This is a genomic window from Variovorax sp. YR216 (genome assembly GCF_900107745.1).
Classification (GTDB): Bacteria; Pseudomonadota; Gammaproteobacteria; order Burkholderiales; family Burkholderiaceae_C; genus Variovorax.
Window position 1 is genome coordinate 45,029 of record NZ_FNRO01000029.1, and the last position, 18,844, is coordinate 63,872.

Genomic DNA, 18,844 nt, shown 5'->3' on the forward strand with positions numbered 1-18,844 from the left:
ATGAAGATCGACGCCAATCCGTTCGCCTACGAATTCGACCTCGCGAAGACCGCGCTCGTGCTCATCGACATGCAGCGCGATTTCATCGAGCCCGGTGGCTTCGGCGAAACGCTGGGCAACGATGTGTCGCTGCTCGAAGCCATCGTGCCCGCGACGCGCCGGGCGCTCCAGGCGTGGCGCGAGGCCGGCGGACTGGTCGTGCACACGCGCGAGGCGCACAAGCCCGATCTGTCGGACTGCCCGCCTGCCAAGCGCAATCGCGGCAACCCGACCTTGCGCATTGGCGACCCGGGGCCGATGGGCCGCATCCTCGTGATGGGCGAGCCGGGCAACCAGATCATCGACGCGCTCGCGCCGGTCGAAGGCGAAATCGTCGTCGACAAGCCCGGCAAGGGCGCCTTCTACGCCACCGGCCTGCACGAGATGCTCAAGCGGCGCGGCATCACGCACCTGCTCTTTGGCGGCGTGACCACCGAGGTCTGCGTGCAGACCAGCATGCGCGAAGCCAACGACCGCGGCTACGACTGTCTGTTGCTCGAGGACTGCACCGAAAGCTATTTCCCCGCCTTCAAGGCGGCGGCCATCGACATGATTCGCGCCCAGGGCGCGATCGTCGGCTGGACCGCCCGCAGCGAGGCACTGCTCGGCGCGCTCGGCAAGCACTAACATCCGATTTGTGTCGAACGTTCGATCTCCTTCCGACCCCGCCGCCACCTCGTCGCAGGACGTGGCCTTTCGCACACGCGCGGACCAGGTCTATGCGCAGCTCAAGCGCGACGTGGCGGAGTTCAGCCTGGTCCCGGGCGACCGCTTCACCGAGAACGAGATCAGCGAGCGCCTGGGTGTCTCGCGCACGCCGGTTCGGCAGGCGCTCTTCCGGCTCCAGCAGGAGGGCTTCGTCGAGGTGCTCTTCCGTAGCGGCTGGCGCGTGCTGCCCTTCGACTTCGACCAGTTCGAGCAGCTTTACGACCTGCGCATGGTGCTGGAGACCACGGCGGTGCACCGGCTGTGCGAAAGCGACCATCGCGTGGACCGCAGCCTGCTCGACAGTCTTGCCGAGATCTGGCTGGTGCCGGTCGCGCAACGCAATGCGGACACGGTGCAGGTCGCGCAATGGGACGAGGCGTTCCACTGCGCGCTCGTCGAAGCCGCCGGCAATGCCGAGATGGCGCGCGTGCACCGCGACGTGACCGACCGCATCCGCATCATCCGCCGGCTCGACTTCACCAAGCAGCCGCGCATCGACGCGACCTACGACGAGCACGCGAAGATCCTGAAGGCGATCCGCGCGAATCGGGGCGATCAGGCGGCGATGCTGCTGCGCGCGCACATCGAGACGAGCCAGGCCGAGGTCCGCAAGATCACGCTGCACCAGGTGCACCTGGCGCGGCACGCGGGCCGCGCGCGCCGCCCCGGCCGCTGAGCGATCCCGCGCGCCGCACGATCCGACGACCAAGCCGGTGAACCCCGCGGAACCGGCTCAGCCGGGCCGCTGGGGGTGAGCTTTATTCAGCGGTAATTCCGCCGCGCTGCACCACGTCGGCCCAGCGCTTTTCGTCCTTCGCGACGAGCGCGCCGAATTCCTCGGGCGTCGACGCGGCGGGCACCATGCCCTGCGCTTCGAAGGCGGTCGCGACTTCAGGCTGCTTGAGGATCGTGCCGATCTCCTTATTGAGTCGCGCGACGACCGCGGGCGGGGTGCCCTTCGGCGCAAGCACGCCGTACCACATGTCGACGTTGCCGCCCTGGATGCCGGCCTCGGCCAGCGTCGGCACATTCGGCAACTGCGGCAGGCGCTTGTCGCTGCCGGTGGCGATCGCCTTGAGCTTGCCGGCCAGGATGTGCTGCAGCGCCACGTGCACCGGCAGGAACATGTAGTCGATGCGGCCGCCGAGCAGGTCGGTCACCGCGCCGGCCGTGCCCTTGTAGGGCACGTGCAGCATCTCGGTGCCGGTGTTCTGCATCAAGAGCGACATCGCGAGATGGTGTGGCGTACCCACGCCCGGCGTCGCGTACGTCAGCTTGCCCGGCGCTGCCTTGGCGGCGGCCACCATTTGCTGCACGGTCGTCGTCTTCTGGACATTCGGATTGGTCACCAGCAGCAGCGTGCCCCACGAGGTGAGCGACACCGGCGTGAAGTCCGCCACCGGGTCGTAGGCGAGCGACTTGTAGAGGCTCTTGTTCATCACCAGCGTGTTGACCTGGACCATCAGCGTGTAGCCGTCGGGCTTGGCACGCGCAACCTTCTCGCTGCCGATGTTTCCGCTCGCGCCGGCGATGTTCTCGACGATCACCGGCTGGCCCAGTGCGGCCGGCAGCCGCACCGACAACTGCCGCGCGATCAGGTCGATGCCGGTGCCGGGCGTGTAGGGAACGACCAGCGTGATGGGCTGGTCCGGCCATGCATGAGCGGCCATGGCGTTGGCGGCCAGCAGCATGGCGCCGAGGAATCTCGTGAGTTTGCGCATCGATGTCTCCGTCGTCGTTCGTTGTCGTGGATTCACAGGTAAGAAGGCCGGGACTTCAGTGCGGCCGGGTCGTAGCCGGCCACGCGCTTGTAGTTGTCCGAGATGGCCTGCAGTTCGGCCTGCGTGACGAAGTCCTCGAGCCGCTCGAAGCGGCGGCCGCCGGAGCGCTCGAACACTTCTCGCAGGATCGTGTCGGGCGGGTTGGTGCGGTTGGTCAGCACCACGTTGGTGGTCGCCTTCACGCGCACGCTGTCGTAGTCCTCCAGTGCGGCATGGCCGACGCCGAGCCGGCGCAAGGCGCCCGCGAGATAGCGCGCGTCGATGATCGCCTGCCCCGCGCCGTTCGAGCCGCGCGGCACCATCGGGTGCGCCGCGTCGCCCAGGAGCGTGACGCGGCCGTGCGTCCACTTGGGCAGCGGGTCCTGGTCGACCATCGGGTATTCGAGGATCGAGTCCGACGAGCGGATCAGCGCCGGCACGTCGAGCCAATCGAAATGCCAGTTTTCGAAAGCGGGGAGGAAGTCCTCGAGCCGCCCGGGTCGGCTCCAGTCCTGCAGCGCGGGCTTCGGCGCGTGGATTTCGGCCACCCAGTTGATGAGCTGATTTCCCTCGGCGTCGACGTTGTCGCGGATCGGGTAGATCACCATCTTGCCTTGGTCGAGCCAGCCCGCGCGGACCATGCTTGCGCCGGAAAGGAAGGGTTTGTGCTTTGCAGTGCCGCGCCACATGTTGACGCCCGAGTAGCGCGGGGCGCCTTCGTTCGGGTAGAGCTGCTTGCGCAAGACCGAATGGATGCCGTCGGCCCCGACCGCGATGGTGGCGCGCACGCTCGGCAGCGGCGAGCCGTCGGGCGCGGTGAAGCGGGCGGTGACGCTCCTGTCGTCCTGATCCACGCCGGCGCAGCGGTGGCCGCAGACGACAGCATCCGCGCCGAGGCGCTCGCGGACTGCGTTGAGCAGCACCGTGTGCAGATCGCCGCGATGGATCGAGTACTGCGGCCAGTCGTAGCCCGCGTCGGTGCCCGCCGCCTCACGGAAGACGAGCTGGCCGTGGGAATTGAAGAAGATCGCTTCCTTCGTGCGAACGGCGATTGCGTCGAGCGCGGACATCAGACCGAGTTCGCTCAATTCGCGCACAGCGTGCGGCAGCAGGTTGATGCCCACGCCCAGCGGCTTCAGTTCCGCCACCGCTTCATAGATGCGGCATGGAATGCCCGCCTGGTGCAGGCTCAGCGCCAGCGTGAGTCCCCCGATGCCGGCGCCCAGCACGATGACTTCGGTCTCTTTGCTCATATCGATCTGCCTTGTCTCTGTCTTCGGTCAATAAGACAGCGGATTAAACCGATTCATCGATCATTTGAGAAATTTAGATGTCGTATGGATTTATCATGAATTGATATGAATCTGTCGACCCGACAGATGCGCGCCTTCCTCCATGTCGCGCGCATCGGCAACTTCACCCGTGCGGCTGAGCAGGCGCACATGACGCAGGCCGGCCTGAGCACGCTGGTGCGCGAGATGGAACGCCAGCTCGGTTGCCGACTCTTCGATCGCACGACGCGCGTGGTCAATCTCACCGCAGCCGGCCGGCGGTTGCTGCCGGTGGTGGAGCGCGTGGTGACCGACCTGGACGACGTGACCGCGCACCTCGGGGCCGAGGGCGACGCCGCGCGCCAGACGCTGCGCATTTCGGCGACGCCTCTGGTGTCGTCGCACCTGCTGCCTCAGGTGTTCCACCAGTTCCGGCAGAGCCACCCGGCGGTGAGCTTGAGGCTCTTCGATGCCGACCTGCGCGACGTGCAGGAGATGGTGGTCAACGGCGAGGCGGACATGGGCCTGGGCTTCTTCTTCAAGCCCGCACCGGGGCTGGATCGCGCGCCGGTCGGCCGGTTTCACCTCATGCGCGTGGCACCGGCGGGGCCGGATGAAGATGTGTCGAGCACGGGTTCCGTGCCCTGGTCGGTGCTGCGCTCCGAAGAACTGCTGGGCCTGCCGGCGAGCAATCCGATCCAGAAGGTCATCGACGGCCACTTGGCGACCATCGGCCGTGGGGATGCGCAGCGGCCGACTTTCAACTTCTTCGGCACCCTGATCTCGATGGTGGAATCGGGCTTCGGCACCGCCGTGATGCCGACCTTCGCGCTCTCGGCCTGCCGGCGGCATCGGGTGCGCACCGACGTGCTGGTCCGACCCAAGGTCGCGATGGACTTCTACCGCATCACCAAGCGCGGCGCGATGGAGTCGGAGGCGATGCAGGCGTTCGTCGAGACGCTGGCCGCGGCGCTGCCCGAGCTGTCGCGCTAGGGCTCAAAGCTTGAAGTCGTAGTCGACCGTGATCGGCGCGTGGTCGCTGAACTTGATCGTCTTGAAGATCGATTCGGTGCGCGCGAGCTTGGCGATTGCCGGCGTCGCGAGGTGATAGTCCAGACGCCACCCCACGTTGTTCGCGTAGGCCTGGCCGCGGTTGCTCCACCATGTGTAGGCCTCGCCGGTGGTCTCGGGCTTGAGCATGCGGTAGACATCGACGAGTCCAGCGCCTTCCGCGCCGGCGTCGAGCAGCCGGGTCATCCATGCGCGCTCTTCCGGCAGAAAGCCGCTGTTCTTCTGGTTGCCGCGCCAGTTCTTCAGGTCGATTTCCTTGTGCGCGATGTTGATGTCGCCGCAGAGGATGAATTCGCGCTCCTTCTTGAGCGTCAGCAAATGCGGGAAGAATCCCTTGAGAAAGCGGAACTTCGCCTCCTGCCGCTCCTCGCCGGAGGAGCCGCTCGGGAAGTAGCAGCTGATGACCGAGAGCTTGCGCCTGGGCGTGTCGAAGCGCAGCTCGAGGTAGCGGCCCTCGGCGTCGAATTCAGCATCGCCCCAGCCGACCACGATGTCGCTCGGCACGTGCTTGCTATACACCGCGGTGCCGGAGTAGCCTTTCTTTTCGGCGAAATGGAAGTGGCCCGTGAGGCCCGCCATTTCCTCGAAGCGGCCTTCGATGTCGCTGGCCTGGACGCGGGTTTCCTGCATGCAAATACAATCCGGCGCCAGTTCGGCCACCCAGTCGGCAACGCCCTTGGTGGCAGCCGATCGCAGGCCGTTGAGGTTGAGGCTGGTCAGTTTGAACACGAGGACATTCCCTATGGCTGGAGAGATTGGAGAGGGCGGCGCGCTCGCACAGGAGTTCGTGCAGTTCGCCCTGGATTCGGGGGTGCTGCGCTTCGGCGAGTTCAAGACCAAGGCCGGCCGGATGAGCCCCTATTTCTTCAATGCGGGCCTGTTCGACGACGGCGCCAAGATCGCGCGGCTCGCCGGATTCTATGCAGACCGCCTCATCGAAAGCGGCCTCGAATTCGACATGATCTTCGGCCCCGCCTACAAGGGCATCCCGCTGGGCGCGACCGTGGCGGCCGAGCTCGCGCGCCGCGGCCGCAACGTGCCGTTCGCCTACAACCGCAAGGAAGCCAAGGATCACGGCGAAGGCGGGACGCTGGTCGGCGCGCCGCTCAAGGGGCGGGTGCTCATCGTCGATGACGTGATGTCCGCCGGCACCGCGGTGCGCGAATCCATTGCCACCATCCGGAACGCCGGCGCCACGCCGCATGCGGTCGCGATCGCGCTGGACCGGCAGGAGAAGGCGACCGAAAACGGTGTCGACGTGGACCACAGTGCCGTGCAATATGTACGGAATCAGCTCGGGCTGCAGGTGGTGGCCATCGCGACGCTGGACGACTTGTTACAGTATCTGTCGGGCCGCGCAGACGGAGATCTGGGCGCCCACCGACAGGGAGTGTTGGCCTACCGGGCGCGCTACGGCGCGCGCTGATTCGACCTGCCCGAAGGGATGGACGTGGCGAGAACCCAGGCACTGTTGGCATTCATTGCGCTCTCGCTGGCTGGCGCCGGCGCGGCTCAGGCGCAGCAATCCGGTGCGGCTCGCCCATCCAGCAGCGGCAGCGGCGCCGGCATCTACAGCTGTGTCGATTCGAAAGGCCGGACGATCACCGCGGATCGACCGATCGCGGACTGCAACGACCGCGAGCAGCGCGAACTGAATCCGAGCGGCACCACGCGCCGCAAGATCGAACCTACCTACACCGCACGGGAGCAGGCAGAGCGCGAAGAGCGCGAGCGCCAGGCCCAGTTGCTGGCGGCGCGCCAGGTCGAGGAGCGCCGTCGCGAGCGCGCATTGCTGGTTCGCTACCCGAACGCTGCCGCACACGACAAGGAGCGCGCCGAGGCCCTGGTGCAGATCGACGCCGTGATCAACGCCGCCAGGAAGCGCCTGAGCGAGCTGGCCGAAGACCGCAAGCGCATCGACGACGAGCTCGAGTTCTACAAGAGCGACCCGAGCAAGGCGCCCGGTTCGATCCGCCGCAAGGCGGACGACAACGCGCGAAGCGTCGACGTGCAGAACCGCTTCATCGCGGAGCAGGACGAAGAAAAGAAGCGCGTCAACGCGCGCTTCGATGAGGAGCAGGCCCGACTGAAGCCGCTCTGGGCCGCGAACGCGGCCGCGCAGGCGCAGCGCTAACCCGCTGGGCGCGGGTCGCGCGAATCAGCCGAGCTTGGCTTTCAAGAGCGCATTGACCTGCGCCGGGTTGGCCTTGCCCTGGCTGGCCTTCATGACCTGACCGACCAGCGCGTTGAAGGCCTTGTCCTTGCCGGCGCGGTACTCGTCGATGTTCTTCTGGTTCGTGGCCAGGACGCCATCGATGATCTTCTCGAGCGCGCCGGTATCGCTCATCTGCTTCAGGCCCTTGGCTTCGATCACGCCGTCGACGTCCTGGCCTTCGCCGGTCCAGAGTGCGTCGAACACCTGCCGCGCGGCGTTGTTCGAGATGGTGCCGTCGCTGATGCGCGCGATGAGCTTCGCGAGCTGCGCGGCGCCGACCGGTGCTTCGGCGATGCCGATGTCCTGCAGGTTCAGCCGGCGTGCGATCTCGCCGGTGATCCAGTTGCTCGCCAGCTTGGGCGCCGCGCCGGCACTGACCGCGTCGTCGAAGTAGCGCGCGAGCGCGGGGCTTTGCGTGAGCTGCGTCGCGTCGTACTCGGACAGGCCATGCTGCTGAACGTAGCGCTCGGCCATCGCGCGCGGAAGCTCGGGCATCCCGGCGCGCACACGCTCGATCCATTCGGCCGCGATCGCCAGCGGCGGCAGGTCCGGGTCGGGGAAATAGCGGTAGTCGGCCGCGTCTTCCTTGGTGCGCATCGCGCGCGTCTCGCCGGTGTCCGGGTCGAACAGCACCGTGGCCTGCTGGATCTCGCGGCCTTCCTCCAATTCGTCGATCTGCCAGCGGATCTCGTAGTCGATCGCCTGCTGCATGAACTTGAAGCTGTTGAGGTTCTTGATCTCGCGCCGGGTGCCCAGCGGCCCGCCGGGCCTGCGCACCGACACGTTCGCGTCGCAGCGGAAGCTGCCTTCCTGCATGTTGCCGTCGCAGATGCCGATCCAGGTCACGATCTTGTGCAGTTCGCGCGCGTAGGCCACGGCTTCGGCGGTGGAGCGCATGTCGGGCTCGGTCACGATCTCGAGCAGCGGCGTGCCGGCGCGGTTCAGGTCGATGCCCGACTGTCCGACGAAGTCCTCGTGCAGCGACTTGCCGGCGTCTTCCTCGAGGTGCGCGCGCACCAGGCGCACCGTCTTCTTCTCTTCGCCGAGGTAGAAGCTCACCGAGCCGCCCTGCACGACGGGGATTTCGTACTGGCTGATCTGGTAGCCCTTCGGCAGGTCGGGGTAGAAGTAGTTCTTGCGCGCGAACACGCTGCGCGGCGCGATGTGCGAACCGAGCGCGAGGCCGAGCTTGATGGCGCGTTCGACCGCCCCCTTGTTCATCACGGGCAGGGTGCCGGGCAGCGCGAGATCCACGGCGCTGGCCTGCGTGTTCGGCTCGGCGCCGAAGGCGGTCGAGGCGCGGCTGAAGATCTTCGATGCGGTGGAAAGCTGCGCGTGCGTCTCGAAGCCGATGATGACTTCATAGCCGCGAACCAGGGGGCCCGTCGGGCGGCCGCTTTGCGCGGCTTCGAAAGTGTTGGTTTCGCTCATGTCAGTTCTTCGCCATCAAAAGCCGGCCGGCGTGCGCTGGTGCCAGTCGGTGGCTTGCTGGAAACGGTGCGCGGCGTTGAGCAGGCGCGACTCTTCGCAGTAGTTGCCGAGCAATTGCAGACCGACCGGCATGCCGCCGTCGAAGCCGGCGGGAATGCTCATGCCGGGCAGGCCGGCGAGCGAACCGGGCAGCGTGAAGATGTCGGCGAGGTAGTCGGCCACCGGATCGCCACCGTGTTCGCCGAGCTTCCAGGCGACGGTCGGCGCGGCTGGGCCGGCGATCAGGTCGCACTGCTTGAACGCCTGCTGGAAGTCGTCCGCGATCATCCGGCGCACCTTCTGCGCCTGCAGGTAGTAGGCGTCGTAGTAGCCATGCGAGAGCACGTAGGTGCCGATCATGATGCGGCGCTTGACCTCGTCGCCGAAGCCTTCCTCGCGCGTCTTGGCGTACATGTCGGCGAGGTCGCGATAGTCCTTGGCGCGATGGCCGAACTTGACGCCGTCGAAGCGGCTCAGGTTGCTCGACGCCTCGGCGGCCGCAATGATGTAGTAGACCGGGATCGACAGTTCGGTGCGCGGCAGGGTGATCTCGACGCGGCGGGCGCCGAGCTTTTCATATTCGGCGAGCGCGGCCTCGACGACGGCACGCACGCCGGGCGCGACGCCGTCACCGAGGAATTCCTTCGGCACGCCGATGCGCAGTCCTTCGAGCGAATCGCCGAGATGGCGCGAGAAATCTTCGGAGGGGCGGTCGAGCGAAGTCGAATCGCGGTCCGGATCCGGTCCGCACATGGCGGACAGCAGCAGGGCGCAGTCTTCGGCCGAGCGGGCCATCGGTCCAGCCTGGTCCAGGCTCGATGCGAAGGCGACCATGCCGTAGCGCGATGCGCGGCCGTAGGTCGGCTTGATGCCGGTCACGCCGCAGAACGAGGCCGGCTGGCGGATCGAGCCGCCCGTGTCGGTGCCGGTGGCGGCGGGCGCGAGGCGTGCGGCCACCGCCGCGGCGCTGCCGCCGGACGAGCCGCCGGGGATGCGGTCGCGATTCCACGGATTGCGAACGGGCACGGCCTTGTCGAAACCGACCGCGGGAACCGCGACGTTCTCGTTGGACGAGCCCATCGCGAATTCATCGCAGCTGAGCTTGCCGAGGGTCACCGCGCCGGCTTCGGCGAGCCGGCGAACCACGGTGGCGTCGAAGGGCGAGCGATAGCCGGCCAGGATCCGCGAACCGGCGCTGGTCGGCAGGCCGGTGGTGACGAAGATGTCCTTGTGGGCGATGGGCACGCCCGTCAGCGCCGGGGCGTTGCCGGCGGCGAGCTTTTCGTCGGCCGCACGGGCCTGGGCCAGGGTGAGTTCCTCGTCGACCGCGACGAAGGCGCCGAGGTCCTTGTGCTGGTCGATCCGGTCGAGCTGGTGCCGGGCGGCCTCGACGGCCGACACCTTGCGCCCCTGCAGCGCCTTGGCCAGCTCGGCCACGCCCATCTGATGGATTGCGGCGCTCATTCAATCACCTTCGGAACCAGGAACAGGCCGTTTTCGACGGCGGGCGCGCTGCGCTGGTTGGCTTCGCGGTTGTTGGGTTCGCTGACGACGTCTTCGGCGAGGCGAAGCGTCACGTCCTGGATCGTGGCGACCGGGTGGGCGAGCGGCTCGACGCCGGTGGTGTCGACCGCGCGCATGCGCTCGACGAGGTCGAAGAAGCCGTTGATCTGGCCGCGCAGGCGGTCGCTCTCTTCGGGCGCCAGCTGGAGCCGGGCGAGCGACGCGATGCGCGCAATATCGGAAGCAGTGAGGGACATCGGAAAAAGAAGGCTTGGCGAGCGTGAAAAACGCGGGGCGTCACGCCCTGAAAGGTGCGTCGAAACGCTGGAGCGTCAAGGGATTCGGTTATTATCCCGCCTTTGCCGCAACCCCCGCGAACGCGCCGGCATTTGCCGCAAAAACGTTCAATCCACCCCTGTCAAACGACCCAGCAAGAGGGCGACGGCCTGCCGACGCGCATGCCGTGCTCCAGAGGATTCCACAATGTTCGGAGCTTTTCGTCGGTACTTCTCGACCGACCTCGCGATCGACCTCGGCACCGCCAACACGCTCATTTTTGCCCGCAACAAAGGCATCGTCCTGGACGAGCCGTCGGTTGTCGCCATCCGGCATGAAGGCGGCCCCCACGGCAAGAAAGTGATCCAGGCGGTTGGCCGCGAAGCCAAGGCCATGCTCGGCAAGGTGCCCGGCAACATCGAGGCCATCCGACCGATGAAGGACGGCGTGATCGCCGACTTCGTGATCACCGAGCAGATGATCAAGCAGTTCATCAAGATGGTGCACCCGCGCTCGCTGCTCACGCCCAGCCCGCGCATCATCATCTGCGTGCCCTGCGGGTCGACCCAGGTCGAGCGCCGCGCGATCAAGGACGCGGCTGAAGCGGCTGGTGCCACGTCGGTCTACCTCATCGAGGAACCCATGGCCGCCGCGATCGGCGCCGGCCTGCCGGTGTCGGAAGCCAGCGGCTCGATGGTCGTCGACATCGGCGGCGGCACCACCGAAGTGGGCGTGATCTCGCTCGGCGGCATGGTCTACAAGGGCAGCGTGCGCGTCGGCGGCGACCGCTTCGACGAGGCCATCATCAACTACATCCGCCGCAACTACGGCATGCTGATCGGCGAGCCGACGGCCGAAGTCATCAAGAAGAGCATCGGTTCGGCCTTCCCCGGCTCCGAAGTCAAGGAAATGGAAGTCAAGGGCCGCAACCTCAGCGAAGGCGTGCCGCGCAGCTTCACGATCAGCAGCAACGAAGTGCTGGAAGCGCTGACCGATCCGCTGAACAACATCGTCTCCGCCGTGAAGAACGCGCTCGAACAGACGCCGCCCGAACTCGGCGCCGACATCGCCGAGCGCGGCATGATGCTCACCGGCGGCGGCGCGCTGCTGCGCGACCTCGACCGCCTGCTGGCCGAGGAAACCGGCCTGCCGGTGCTGGTGGCCGAAGACCCGCTGACCTGCGTGGTTCGTGGCTGCGGTATCGCTCTCGAGCGCATGGACCGGCTCGGAAGCATCTTCACGAGCGAATAATGCGCTTGATGCGCAAATGGCCGGCCCGCGTTTGCGCAGGGCCGGCTTTTTCAATTTAAAGTCCCTCCGCCATGCCGCTCGGCACGCTCGATCGCACTGCGCCACCCCTGTTCAACCAGGGGCCTTCGGCGCTCAGCAAGCTGATCTTCTTCAGCGCGCTCGCGCTGTTCCTGATGGTGGCCGATGCGCGGTTCAACATCGTGCAGCCGGTGCGTCTGGCGGTCGGCACGGTGCTCTATCCGATCCAGTGGCTCGCGCTGAAACCCGTCCAACTGGTGGCGGGCGGTAGCCGCTATCTCGAAGACCTGCAGGCCGCGCAGGCCAGGGAAGCCGAGGCGCGCAAGGCCTTGGCGCTGCAGTCGGAACGCGCCAGCCAGGCCGACCTGCTCGCGCAGGAAAACGCGCGGCTGCGCTCGATGCTCGAACTGCGCCAGGTGACGCAGACGCCGGGCCGGGTGGCCGAGGTGCTCTACGACACGTCCGACCCGTACACCCGCAAGGTGGTGATCGACCAGGGGCTGACGCATGGCATCGCGGCAGGGTCGCCGGTGATCGACGAGAACGGCGTGCTCGGGCAAGTCACACAGGTGCAACCTTTCACGAGCGAAATCACGCTGGTGATCGATCGCGATCTCGCCATCCCAGTGCAGAACACGCGGACCGGCGCGCGCAGCGTGGCTTTCGGCGACGCCAGCGCCCACGGCGGTGGGCTCGAACTGCGCTTCATGGGCGCCAACTCGGATGTGCAGGAAGGCGACATGCTGACCACCAGCGGGGTCGACGGCGTCTACCCGCCGGGGCTGCCGGTCGCGAAGATCGACCGCATCGAACGCCGGGCCGATTCCGCCTTCGCCCGCATCCACCTGGTGCCGATGGGGCGTGTGAATTCCGCGCGGTACGTGCTGGTGCTGGCGCCGACGGGTACGCCGCCCGTGCCGAAGCCCGCGCCGGTCGCGCCGGCGGCGAGCGCCTCGGGCAAGAAGAAGGGCGAGAAGTCCGACAAGCCGGGGGCCAAGGCCGACAAATCGGACAAGTCCGACAAGGCCGACAAGAAGGAGAAGCGCACGCCATGATCATGCGTCCCGGCCAGCAGCAGCTCTTGCTGCCCGTCAGCCCGCTGTTCATGTGGGCCAGCCTGATCGTCGCCCTGTTGATCAACATGGTGCCGATCGGCCGGGTGGCGTGGACGCCGGATCTTCTGGCACTGGTGATCGTGTTCTGGAGCGTGCATCAGCCTGCGCGCATCGGGATCGGGGCCGCCTTCGTCTTCGGGCTGCTGATGGATGTGCATCAAGCCGCGATGCTGGGGCAGCATGCGCTGTCCTATACGACGCTGGGCTTCTTCGCGATCATGATCCACCGCCGGCTGCTGTGGTTCCCGGTGGCGTCGCAGGCGCTGCAGGTGCTTCCGCTGTTCGCGGTGTCGCACCTGATCGAACTGGCGATCCGGATGATTGGCGGCGGGGCGTTCCCGGGCTGGACGCTGCTCATCGCGCCGTTGATCGAATCCGCGTTGTGGCCGCTGGTCAGTGTGCTGTTGTTGGCACCTCAGCGCCGGGCGCCGGAACCCGATGCCAATCGGCCACTCTGATGTTGCTCGCCCCCAGGCTGCGCGCACTGCGTGTCGCTTCGCCAACCCCCTACCGGGGGCAGCACCGGCGGCCCGGCAAAGCCGGTTCCGCGGTGCTCCCCGCCTTGTTCCGGGGCCTTCAAGCCGGATGGTGAGTATTTGCTTTCGTTTTTCTTCCCGTTAAGCTGATCTGCTGTCATGACCGAGATTCGTAACGTCGCCGCCGACCTGTCGCGCTTCAAGCGCCGGGTGGTCGTGATCGCGCTCGTCGTGTTGGTGGCGTTCGGTCTCCTGGCGTCGCGGCTGGTGTATCTGCAGGTGGTGCGGCACGAGGACCTCGCCGAGCAGGCGGAGAGCAATCGCACCGCGATCGTGCCGGTGGTGCCGAACCGGGGGCTGATCGTCGATCGCAACGGGATCGTGCTGGCGTCCAATTACTCCGCCTACACGCTCGAGATCACGCCGTCGAAGGCGGGGAATCTCGAGGACACGATCGATGCGCTTTCCGAGGTCCTGGAGATTTCGCCGCGCGACCGCCGGCGCTTCAAGCGGCTGCGAGAGGACTCCCGCAGCTTCGATTCGGTGCCGATCCGCACCCGCCTGAGCGACGAGGAGGTCGCCCGGTTCGCCGCGCAGCGCTATCGCTTCCCGGGCGTCGAGATCAAGGCGCGGCTGTTCCGCAACTACCCGAACGGCGAACTCGCCAGCCATGTACTGGGTTACATCGGACGCATCAACCAGGCCGAAAAGGCGGCCATGGAAGACTGGGAAGACGAGGACCTCGCCAACTACAAGGGCACGGAATACATCGGCAAGCTCGGCATCGAGCAGAGCTACGAGAAGACCCTGCACGGCCAGACGGGCGTCGAGCAGATGGAAACCTCCGCCGGCGGCCGCGCGGTGCGGCGGCTCGCGGCGCATCCGGCCACGCCGGGCAACACCGTCATGCTGTCGGTCGACATCAAGCTGCAGAAGCTGGTCGAGGACATGTACGGCGATCGGCGCGGCGCGCTGGTGGCGATCGATCCCAAGACCGGCGAGATCCTGGCCTTCGTGAGCAAGCCGACCTTCGATCCGAACCTGTTCGTGGAAGGCATCGACGTCGAGAACTGGAAGGAACTCAGTGAGTCGATCAACAAGCCGCTGCTCAACCGGGCGCTGCGCGGCACCTACCCGCCGGGCTCGACCTACAAGCCCTTCATGGCGCTGGCCGCGCTTCAGACGGGCAAGCGCGGACCGAGCGTGGTGGTCAACGACCCGGGCTATTTCAACTTCGGCGGCCACCGCTTCGGCAGCCCCGAGGGCAACATCGGCGGCGTGGACATGCGGCGCTCGATCCAGCTGTCCAGCAACATCTACTACTACTCGCTGGCCAACGAGATGGGCGTGGACCTGATCCACGACTCGATGAAGCCGCTGGGCTTCGGCCAGATCACCGGCATCGACGTCGGCGGCGAGGTGCGCGGCGTGCTGCCGAGTACCGAGTGGAAGCGCAACACCTACAAGCGTCCCGAGCAGAAGAAGTGGTATGCCGGCGAAACCATCTCGCTGGGCATCGGACAGGGCTACAACGCCTTCACGATGCTGCAACTGGCGCATGCGACGTCGATCGTGGCCAATGGCGGCGTGAAGTTCAAGCCGCACCTGGCGCTGGCGGTCCGCGACACGGTGACCGGCGAGGTGAAGCCGATCGAGCAGGCGCCGGCACAGAATCTCAATATTCCGCCTGCGAACATCGGCGTGGTCCGCGACGGCCTGGTGGCAGTGGTCAACGCCGGCACCGCGCGCAGCGTCTTCGCCGGCGCGGGGTATCAGGCGGCGGGCAAGACCGGAACCGCGCAGGCGGTGGGCATGGCGGCGAACACCAAGTACAACGCCAAGGCGCTGGAGGAACACCAGCGCGACCACGCGCTTTTCATGGCCTTCGCGCCTGCCAACGACCCGAAGATCGCCGTGGCGCTCATCGTCGAGAACGCGGGCTGGGGCGCTGGCGCCGCCGCGCCGATCGCGCGTCGCGTGTTCGACTACTGGCTGCTGAACCAGTACCCGAGCGAGGCGGACATGGCCGCCATCCAGCAGGGCAAGGCCGCGGCGCCGATCGGCAAGCCGCGCGTCGCGAGCGAAGTGGCATGGCCGCCGTCGGGCACGCAGGCCGCGGCATCGACCGCCCCCTGATCCGCCAACTTCAGCGCAGGAAGGCGTCGTAGGCGGTCTTCAGGATCAGCGCGCCGACGACGAAGATGAACACCGTGCGCACGAAGCCCGCGCCGTGGCGGATCGCCACCCGGGCGCCGATCACCCCGCCCGCGACGTTCGCCACCGCCATCACCAGCCCGTAGTGCCACAGCACATGCCCCTTGAGGCCGAGCAGCAGCAGGGCGCCGAGGTTGGTCATGACATTGAGCAGCTTGGCCGACGCCGCGGCATTGAGAAAGTCGTAGCCCAGCCAGCGGACGAACAGGAACACGAAGAAGCTGCCCGTGCCGGGGCCGAAGAAGCCGTCGTAGATGCCGAGCGCGAAGCCGATCGCCGCAGTGGCCGCGAGCTCGGCACGGCCGTGGAAGCGCGGCTCGTGGTGCTTGCCCATGTCCTTGCGCGCGAGGGTGTAGAGCAGCAGCACGACCAGGATCACCGGCAGCAGCTTGCGGAGGAAGTCGCCGGGCACCACGGTCACGGCCCAGGCGCCCATCAACGAACCGAAGAATGCCAGCGCGGCCGCCGGGAGCAGCGTGCGCCAGCGCAGGCCGACGCGATAGTGGAACTGCACGGTGGCTGCCGCCGTGCCCCAGACCGAGGCGCTTTTGTTGGTGCCCAGCAGCGTCGCCGGGGCCACGCCGGGCAGCACGCTGAAGAGCGCGGGGACCAGGATCAGTCCGCCTCCCCCCACGATCGAATCAACGAATCCCGCGAACAGCGAGGCCAGGGTCAGCACGACGATTTCCATTTGCGGAGATTGTCGCCGCGAGGCGTGCTATCGATTTTGTAGCGCGGAGCCCATGAAGGGCGGGAATTTCCGACCGACGGGTCAAAAAAAAAGGCGCCGACCAGCGGCGCCTTGTTCAAAAAAACAGCATCTCGTCCGGATGCCTTGTGTCTAGTGTTCTGATTCTTCGAAGGTTTGTCTCCTCGGTCCCCCGCGCAGCGGGCAGGCCCGTTTGCGAGTGGCTGGACTTTATTCGGCGCACCGCCGCAGTGCATCGGGGATTACCCGCCAATTGGCCCGGATCGGCCCCAATCTGAAACAAGCGGCAACGCAAACGCGCTCAAACCCGCTCGGCAGTGGCTTCGCGGACCCACGCAGCAGCCTTCTCCGCCATCATTAGCGTGGGGCTGTTGGTGTTGCCGCTGGTGATCGTGGGCATGGCGCCGGCATCGACCACGCGCAGTCCATCGATGCCGCGTACGCGCAGGCGCGCATCGAGCACCGCCATCGGATCGTCGTCCCGGCCCATCTTCGTGGTGCCGACGGGATGGAAGATCGTGGTCGCGATGTCCCCTGCGAGACGCGCGAGCTCGTCGTCGCTCTGGTACTGCGGACCGGGCTTCCATTCCTCCGGGCTGTACCTGGCGAGCGCCGGCTGGGATGCGATGCGGCGCGTGACGCGCAGCGAGTCGGCGGCGACCTTGCGGTCCTCGTCCGTGCTGAGGTAGTTCGGCGCGATCGCGGGGGCATCCTCGAAGCGAGGGCTCTTGATGCGCACCGTGCCCCGGCTCGTCGGGTTCAGGTTGCACACGCTCGCGGTAAAGGCGGGGAAGCTGTGCAGCGGCTCGCCGAAGGCGTCGAGCGACAGCGGCTGCACGTGGTACTCGAGATTGGGCCATTCGTAGGCCGGCGAGCTGCGCGTGAATGCGCCGAGCTGCGAGGGCGCCATGCTCATCGGGCCGGTGCGCCGGAGCACGTATTCGAGCCCGATCTTCGCCTTGCCGTACAGCGACGACGCCAGCACATTGAGCGTCGGCGCGTCCTTGATCTTGTAGACCGCGCGGATCTGGAGATGGTCCTGCAGGTTCGCGCCGACCCCCGGCGCATCGCGCACCACGTCGATGCCGTGCTGTCGCAGCAGATCCGCCGGCCCGACGCCCGAGAGCTGCAGGATCTGCGGCGAACCGATGCTCCCGGCGCAGAGGATCGTCTCGCGCGTCGCATGCGCGATCACCATCTCGTGCCCGTCCCACACCTGCACGCCGGTGCAGCGATGGCTGCCGTCGGCATGCGAATCGAAGATCAGGCGAGACACCTGCGCGCCGGTCCAGAGCTCGAAGTTCGGGCGGCCGTAGCAGGTCGGTCGCAGGAAGGCCTTGGCGGTGTTCCAGCGCCAGCCGTCCTTCTGGTTGACCTGGAAGTAGCCCACGCCCTCGTTGCTGCCGCGGTTGAAGTCGGTGCTGCGCGGCACGCCCGCCTGCACCGCCGCATCGGCGAAGGCGTCGAGGATGTCCCAGCGCAGGCGCTGCTTGTCGACGCGCCATTCGCCACCGGCGCCGTGAAGCTCGTCGGCGCCGAGGTAGTAGTCCTCGTGCTTCTTGAAGGCAGGGAGCACGTTCGCCCAGCGCCATTGGTCGTCACCGGTGAGGCTCGCCCATTGGTCGTAGTCGCGCGACTGGCCGCGCATGTAGATCATCCCGTTGATGCTCGACGAGCCGCCGAGCGTCTTGCCGCGCGGATAGCGCAGGGTGCGGCCGTTGAGGCCCGCGTCCGGCTCGGTGTTGTAGAGCCAGTCGGTGCGCGGGTTGCCGATGCAGTAGAGATAGCCGACCGGGATGTGGATCCAGTGGTAGTCGTCCTTGCGGCCGGCTTCGATGAGCAGCACGCGCATCCGCTTGTCGGCGCTGAGCCGATTGGCCATGAGCGACCCGGCAGTGCCGGCGCCGATCACGATGTAGTCGAAGGTGGTGTCGGTCATGCGCTGTTTGTCTCTCGTTGTTCTAAGTCGTGGCCGGTTTCAACGCCGGCGAGCTTTCACTTCGCCGTTGGCATGACAAATTCGGCGCCCTTGCCGATGCTCTCGGGCCAGCGCTGCATGATGGACTTCTGCTTGGTGTAGAAGCGCACGCCTTCCTCGCCGTAGGCGTGCATGTCGCCGAAGAGCGACTTCTTCCAGCCGCCGAAGCCATGCCAGGCCATCGGCACGGGAATCGGCACGTTGATGCCCACCATGCCCACCTGGATGCGACGCGAGAACTCCCTCGCCACGTTGCCGTCGCGCGTGAAGCACGAGACGCCGTTGCCGAACTCGTGCGCGTTGATCAGGTCCACTGCCTCCTTCAGGTCATGCACCCGCACGCACGACAGCACCGGGCCGAAGATCTCTTCCTTGTAGATCCGCATCTCGGGCGTGACGTGGTCGAACAGCGTGCCGCCCATCCAGAAGCCGTTCCCGCAGTCCTGCCCCGCGGCCTTCGCGTCGAAATCGCGACCGTCGACCACCAGCTTCGCGCCTTCCTTCTCGCCCTGTGCGATGTAGCCGGTGATGCGGTCGTGCGCCGCGCGCGTGACGATCGGGCCCATCTCCGCGTCGAGCTCGGTGCCGTTCTTGACCTTGAGCGTCTTCGCGCGCTCGGCCAGCAGCGGCATGACCTTGTCGGCCACATCGCCCACCATCACCGCGACGCTGATCGCCATGCAGCGCTCGCCGGCCGATCCGTAGCCCGCGCCGATGAGCGCATCCACCGCCTGCTCGATGTCGGCATCGGGCATCACCACCATGTGGTT

Annotated in this window: 18 protein-coding genes; 9 read left to right on the forward strand and 9 right to left on the reverse strand. The window is 66.9% G+C overall.

Features of this window, described 5'->3' with window-relative positions; all coding sequences use genetic code 11:
- Positions 1–666, forward strand: a complete 666-nt coding sequence (locus BLW05_RS33975; RefSeq protein WP_093169168.1) for a cysteine hydrolase family protein — start codon at positions 1–3, stop codon at positions 664–666.
- A 10-nt stretch (positions 667–676) separates the two neighbouring features.
- Positions 677–1,423: a GntR family transcriptional regulator gene (locus BLW05_RS33980; RefSeq protein ID WP_093169130.1), complete on the forward strand. Its 747-nt coding sequence runs from the start codon at positions 677–679 to the stop codon at positions 1,421–1,423.
- Positions 1,424–1,505: 82 nt separating this feature from the next.
- Here BLW05_RS33980 and BLW05_RS33985 read toward each other — a convergent pair whose 3' ends face one another.
- Entirely contained in the window at positions 1,506–2,468 is a 963-nt protein-coding gene (locus BLW05_RS33985) for a tripartite tricarboxylate transporter substrate binding protein (protein ID WP_093169132.1), read from the reverse strand.
- 32 nt (positions 2,469–2,500) lie between these two features.
- Positions 2,501–3,760 carry a flavin-dependent oxidoreductase gene (locus tag BLW05_RS33990; protein ID WP_093169134.1) on the reverse strand — a complete coding sequence of 420 codons (1,260 nt, stop codon included), beginning with the start codon at positions 3,758–3,760 and terminating at the stop codon, positions 2,501–2,503.
- Between the two features lie 105 nt (positions 3,761–3,865).
- On the opposite strand from BLW05_RS33990, the gene BLW05_RS33995 reads away from it, so the two are divergent.
- On the forward strand, positions 3,866–4,771 hold the full coding sequence (locus tag BLW05_RS33995) for a LysR family transcriptional regulator (RefSeq protein ID WP_093169136.1): 906 nt from the start codon (positions 3,866–3,868) through the stop codon (positions 4,769–4,771).
- Between the two features lie 3 nt (positions 4,772–4,774).
- On the opposite strand, the gene BLW05_RS34000 is transcribed toward BLW05_RS33995, so the two are convergent.
- The gene (locus BLW05_RS34000) at positions 4,775–5,578 is read right to left on the reverse strand and encodes an exodeoxyribonuclease III (RefSeq protein WP_093169138.1); all 804 of its coding nucleotides are present in this window, start codon (positions 5,576–5,578) and stop codon (positions 4,775–4,777) included.
- Positions 5,579–5,591: 13 nt separating this feature from the next.
- Between BLW05_RS34000 and pyrE the strand changes: the two genes are divergently transcribed.
- Positions 5,592–6,275 (forward strand): orotate phosphoribosyltransferase, encoded by a 684-nt coding sequence (gene pyrE / locus BLW05_RS34005; protein WP_093169140.1) that lies wholly within the window; start codon positions 5,592–5,594, stop codon positions 6,273–6,275.
- An 18-nt stretch (positions 6,276–6,293) separates the two neighbouring features.
- A complete protein-coding gene (locus BLW05_RS34010) occupies positions 6,294–6,983 on the forward strand; it encodes a DUF4124 domain-containing protein (RefSeq protein WP_093169142.1) in 690 nt (229 codons plus the stop codon).
- A gap of 24 nt (positions 6,984–7,007) precedes the next feature.
- Here the strand turns inward: BLW05_RS34010 and gatB are convergent, their stop codons facing one another.
- The 3 genes from gatB to gatC are packed head-to-tail and all read right to left on the reverse strand — an operon-like array spanning position 7,008 to position 10,294.
- Positions 7,008–8,495 (reverse strand): Asp-tRNA(Asn)/Glu-tRNA(Gln) amidotransferase subunit GatB, encoded by a 1,488-nt coding sequence (gene gatB, locus BLW05_RS34015; protein ID WP_093169144.1) that lies wholly within the window; start codon positions 8,493–8,495, stop codon positions 7,008–7,010.
- 15 nt (positions 8,496–8,510) lie between these two features.
- Positions 8,511–9,998 carry an Asp-tRNA(Asn)/Glu-tRNA(Gln) amidotransferase subunit GatA gene (gatA, locus tag BLW05_RS34020; protein WP_093169146.1) on the reverse strand — a complete coding sequence of 496 codons (1,488 nt, stop codon included), beginning with the start codon at positions 9,996–9,998 and terminating at the stop codon, positions 8,511–8,513.
- Entirely contained in the window at positions 9,995–10,294 is a 300-nt protein-coding gene (gatC, locus tag BLW05_RS34025) for an Asp-tRNA(Asn)/Glu-tRNA(Gln) amidotransferase subunit GatC (RefSeq protein ID WP_093169147.1), read from the reverse strand. The genes gatA and gatC overlap by 4 nt, the downstream gene beginning before the upstream one ends.
- Before the next feature lie 226 nt (positions 10,295–10,520).
- Here gatC and BLW05_RS34030 point away from each other — a divergent pair, with 226 nt between their 5' ends.
- The 4 genes from BLW05_RS34030 (at position 10,521) to mrdA (ending at position 15,309) form a co-directional block, all read left to right on the forward strand.
- Complete coding sequence (locus tag BLW05_RS34030; protein ID WP_028249609.1) at positions 10,521–11,564, forward strand: rod shape-determining protein; 1,044 nt, start codon at positions 10,521–10,523, stop codon at positions 11,562–11,564.
- A 71-nt stretch (positions 11,565–11,635) separates the two neighbouring features.
- Complete coding sequence (gene mreC / locus BLW05_RS34035) at positions 11,636–12,637, forward strand: rod shape-determining protein MreC (RefSeq protein WP_093169150.1); 1,002 nt, start codon at positions 11,636–11,638, stop codon at positions 12,635–12,637.
- Positions 12,634–13,155, forward strand: a complete 522-nt coding sequence (gene mreD, locus BLW05_RS34040) for a rod shape-determining protein MreD (protein ID WP_093169152.1) — start codon at positions 12,634–12,636, stop codon at positions 13,153–13,155. Before mreC ends, mreD begins: the two co-directional genes overlap by 4 nt.
- 177 nt (positions 13,156–13,332) lie before the next feature.
- Entirely contained in the window at positions 13,333–15,309 is a 1,977-nt protein-coding gene (gene mrdA, locus BLW05_RS34045; RefSeq protein WP_093169154.1) for a penicillin-binding protein 2, read from the forward strand.
- Between the two features lie 10 nt (positions 15,310–15,319).
- Here mrdA and BLW05_RS34050 read toward each other — a convergent pair whose 3' ends face one another.
- The 3 genes from BLW05_RS34050 to BLW05_RS34060 form a co-directional block, all read right to left on the reverse strand.
- The gene (locus tag BLW05_RS34050; protein ID WP_093169156.1) at positions 15,320–16,078 is read right to left on the reverse strand and encodes a sulfite exporter TauE/SafE family protein; all 759 of its coding nucleotides are present in this window, start codon (positions 16,076–16,078) and stop codon (positions 15,320–15,322) included.
- Between the two features lie 319 nt (positions 16,079–16,397).
- Positions 16,398–18,035 (reverse strand): GMC family oxidoreductase, encoded by a 1,638-nt coding sequence (locus tag BLW05_RS34055; RefSeq protein WP_093169158.1) that lies wholly within the window; start codon positions 18,033–18,035, stop codon positions 16,398–16,400.
- Between the two features lie 56 nt (positions 18,036–18,091).
- Positions 18,092–18,844 (reverse strand): aldehyde dehydrogenase family protein (locus tag BLW05_RS34060; protein WP_143045014.1); only part of this gene is annotated, 753 nt, incomplete at its 5' end.

Coding starts and splice junctions, on each gene's coding strand:
- BLW05_RS34050 (WP_093169156.1), bottom strand. CDS start 16,078: ATGGAAATCGTCGTGCTGACCCTGGCCTCGCTGTTCGCGGGATTCGTT.
- mreD (WP_093169152.1), top strand. CDS start 12,634: ATGATCATGCGTCCCGGCCAGCAGCAGCTCTTGCTGCCCGTCAGCCCG.
- BLW05_RS33985 (WP_093169132.1), bottom strand. CDS start 2,468: ATGCGCAAACTCACGAGATTCCTCGGCGCCATGCTGCTGGCCGCCAAC.
- BLW05_RS33975 (WP_093169168.1), top strand. CDS start 1: ATGAAGATCGACGCCAATCCGTTCGCCTACGAATTCGACCTCGCGAAG.
- gatB (WP_093169144.1), bottom strand. CDS start 8,495: ATGAGCGAAACCAACACTTTCGAAGCCGCGCAAAGCGGCCGCCCGACG.
- pyrE (WP_093169140.1), top strand. CDS start 5,592: ATGGCTGGAGAGATTGGAGAGGGCGGCGCGCTCGCACAGGAGTTCGTG.
- gatA (WP_093169146.1), bottom strand. CDS start 9,998: ATGAGCGCCGCAATCCATCAGATGGGCGTGGCCGAGCTGGCCAAGGCG.
- gatC (WP_093169147.1), bottom strand. CDS start 10,294: ATGTCCCTCACTGCTTCCGATATTGCGCGCATCGCGTCGCTCGCCCGG.
- BLW05_RS34055 (WP_093169158.1), bottom strand. CDS start 18,035: ATGACCGACACCACCTTCGACTACATCGTGATCGGCGCCGGCACTGCC.
- BLW05_RS34030 (WP_028249609.1), top strand. CDS start 10,521: ATGTTCGGAGCTTTTCGTCGGTACTTCTCGACCGACCTCGCGATCGAC.
- mrdA (WP_093169154.1), top strand. CDS start 13,333: ATGACCGAGATTCGTAACGTCGCCGCCGACCTGTCGCGCTTCAAGCGC.
- BLW05_RS34010 (WP_093169142.1), top strand. CDS start 6,294: ATGGACGTGGCGAGAACCCAGGCACTGTTGGCATTCATTGCGCTCTCG.
- BLW05_RS33995 (WP_093169136.1), top strand. CDS start 3,866: ATGAATCTGTCGACCCGACAGATGCGCGCCTTCCTCCATGTCGCGCGC.
- mreC (WP_093169150.1), top strand. CDS start 11,636: ATGCCGCTCGGCACGCTCGATCGCACTGCGCCACCCCTGTTCAACCAG.
- BLW05_RS33990 (WP_093169134.1), bottom strand. CDS start 3,760: ATGAGCAAAGAGACCGAAGTCATCGTGCTGGGCGCCGGCATCGGGGGA.